The organism is Nostoc sp. (assembly GCF_041747015.1).
In the GTDB taxonomy this organism is placed as follows: domain Bacteria; phylum Cyanobacteriota; class Cyanobacteriia; order Cyanobacteriales; family Nostocaceae; genus Nostoc.
Map to the genome: position 1 here is coordinate 1 of NZ_JBGTFY010000291.1, position 2,793 is coordinate 2,793.

The 2,793-nt window shown below is 44.0% G+C and carries 1 protein-coding gene and 1 pseudogene; one reads left to right on the top strand and one right to left on the bottom strand.

Annotation, left to right across the window (positions count from 1 at the left end; genetic code table 11):
• Window positions 1-96: 96 nt before the first annotated feature.
• Window positions 97-2,025 (top strand): galactose oxidase-like domain-containing protein, encoded by a 1,929-nt coding sequence (locus ACEW80_RS23715; RefSeq protein ID WP_373528947.1) that lies wholly within the window; start codon window positions 97-99, stop codon window positions 2,023-2,025.
• Between the two features lie 96 nt (window positions 2,026-2,121).
• Here the strand turns inward: ACEW80_RS23715 and ACEW80_RS23720 are convergent.
• A pseudogene (locus tag ACEW80_RS23720) lies at window positions 2,122-2,286 on the bottom strand (IS5/IS1182 family transposase); the annotation flags it as partial.
• Window positions 2,287-2,793: the final 507 nt, after the last annotated feature.

The window sequence follows — 2,793 nt, forward strand, 5'->3', positions numbered from 1 at the left end:
AAAACTATCGCTGGTTTCAGATCAAAAATATTTGTAGCATTTTAGTTTTCAATTAGACAATGCTTGAGAATAATTGCAAAAAAACCCACAATAAATATGAACAACAGAGCTAGTCGTTTGTTGCTAACAGCAACAACTCTCATTGCCTTTGAGAACTTTTGCTTTATTCTTCCGCTCAAAGCCCATAGTGTTGATGTTTGTATAGATGTCCTGCAAGAAGAAGCCCAGATAGTTGCTACTGGAACTAGCAAGCGCGAAATAAAACAGAAGCTTAAGGACGAGTACAAAGAACTTGAGAAAGGATGCGACCATGGGCTTGAAGAGGCAGGATTAATTACACTTAAGCAAGTTAGAAATGATAAAGTGATCGCTAATCTCGTCCTCAGCGGTCAAATTGCTCAAGATGATTTGAGTTCAACTAAAAAGAAAGAGAAGCAAGATGACTTGGCAAAGCGCGAAGCTAGAACCCAGCAAATTCGGGAAGAAATCTGCGCTAACCCGGCTCCAGAGGAAGAGTACGCTTGTCCAAAAGTCAAACAAGCAACTTTAACTTCTCAATATCCCTCAACTAAAGCTTTGGGTGCAAAATTAGCCCAATTAACGGACCCAGTAATAGCGGGAAAATGGCAAGCTCCTTCCAACTGGCCGCTTGTTGCTATTCATATGGCTGTCGGTCCTAATGGGAAGGTACTGGCTTGGACGCGCCCCAAGCTGGCGTTAGGCGACCCTCCACAATATACTTTATGGAATCCGGCTACAAACACATTTACCAATTCACCGTCGTTTGGACAACCTGGCGCTCTACTAACTGACATTTTTTGTGGCGGTCACGACTTTGCTCCCACTGGCAGATTATTGATAGCCGGAGGACACTCAACTGGCACCGCCGGTGACGGCTCACCAGATATTAACATTTATGATTTCATCACCAACCGGTGGAGTTCACACCCCAATAAGATGAACTCAGGTCGCTGGTATCCTACCGTCACTTATAACGGAAATGGAGAAGGAGTAATAGTTGGTGGGAGTATTACTGGTAGTAGTTTGAACAAAATTTCTCAAGTTTGGGAAGCTGGCGGCACTCAGAGTTTAAGAACTCTAAGTAGCGCGGCGCTGGGTCTGCCTGTCAACCCCTATGCTTGGAACTTTGTCGCTCCTAGTGGTAGGATTTTTAACTCCGGTCCCACTCAGACCACACGCGCTCTTGACACTGCAGGAACTGGCAAATGGATTACAATATCCAACAGTAAATTCGGCAACCGCTATTATGGAACGTCTGTAATGTATGGCGATGGTAAGGTGTTAATTGTTGGTGGCAGTAATGATAGATATGGTCCACCTACTAAAACTTCCGAAGTTGTTGAACTATTCACGTCTAATAATTGGATACCTGTATTTCCTATGCAGTTTGCGCGGCGACACCATAACGTTACACTGCTGCCAGATGAAAAAGTACTTGTAACCGGTGGTACAAGTTCAGACAGTTTCAACAATACTACCAATGCTGTATTTGCTGCGGAGATGTGGGACCCGCAAACAACCCAGTGGACGACCGTTGCTAGTATGCAAAAGCGACGAACCTACCACTCGACGGCAGTATTATTGCCAGATGGGCGGGTAGTTTTAGCCGGTGGAGGTCTACCCATAGGAAATGGTGCCGCAGACGATCCCATTACCAAACAAGGTAACTACGATGCAGAAATCTACTCGCCGCCTTATTTATTTAAGGGTACACGCCCTGTAATCACCTCTGCCCCTACAAATGTCAATTATGGTCAAACGTTTACTGTACAGACACCGGATGCAGCAAGTATCTCTAAAGTAACGTGGATACGGCTCTCATCGACGACTCATCAGTTTAATGCAGGTCAGAGGATCAGCCGCTTAAGCTTTACTCCTGCAGCAGGTGGCCTTTTCATTAAGACCCCGACAAAAATTAACTTGAATCCACCGGGCTATTATATGTTATTTATCTTAAATGGCAACGATGTACCCTCAGTAGCAAAAATTATCCAGATTACTTGAGTTAAGTTAATAGACACTTAATTTGCACGAAATAAGAGCTAAAGCCTCTGCTGTACAGTTTTTATAATTGTAATTTGAATAGACCTCTTGCGTGAATCATGAAGGGAGGGCGAGTTCAAAATTGATAATTGCAGCAATTAAGTTGAAGCGTAGTCCGAAACGCCGTCGGCGGTTACGGTAGCGCTCTGCCAAAATCCGAAGAATCTTTAATCGGCGATTGACGTGTTCTGCCACAACCCGCAATCGGGCTAACAGACGGTTGTGTTGACGCTCATAAGGGCATAGCGACAGAATACGTGTAAAAACCTGCAAAATAGCCCTCAAAGGCTTACTAACACTAGGTTTAAATTTCAGAAAGCGGGATAGAAATTGCCCCTTCCATTGGCATTGGAATCGTCTGAAGATCGATCACAAAATCCCCATACCGCTTCAAATGGCGTGTCAGGTAAGGACTCAAACTTGCCAACATCTGACGACTAAGGGATTGAGCCGAGATACGTGTAATTCAGTGCCACTTCGCTGAAAAGACCTACTATATCTAGATTTCAGCCATATTTTGTTACGCTCGGTTAATGTCTGCTAACTATTATTAGCAGATATAATTTGGCTCAAAAAAGGGTTTTATGTCTGCTAATGCTACTCAAAACCCCCTAAATTAATATCTGCTAAGGTAAGTGGCACTTTTTTACAGCTATCTCGGCTCGACCCCTACTTGTGCAACCGAAATGGTAAAAGTGCCAGTGGCACTGCTAGAGTGTTGGACTGACT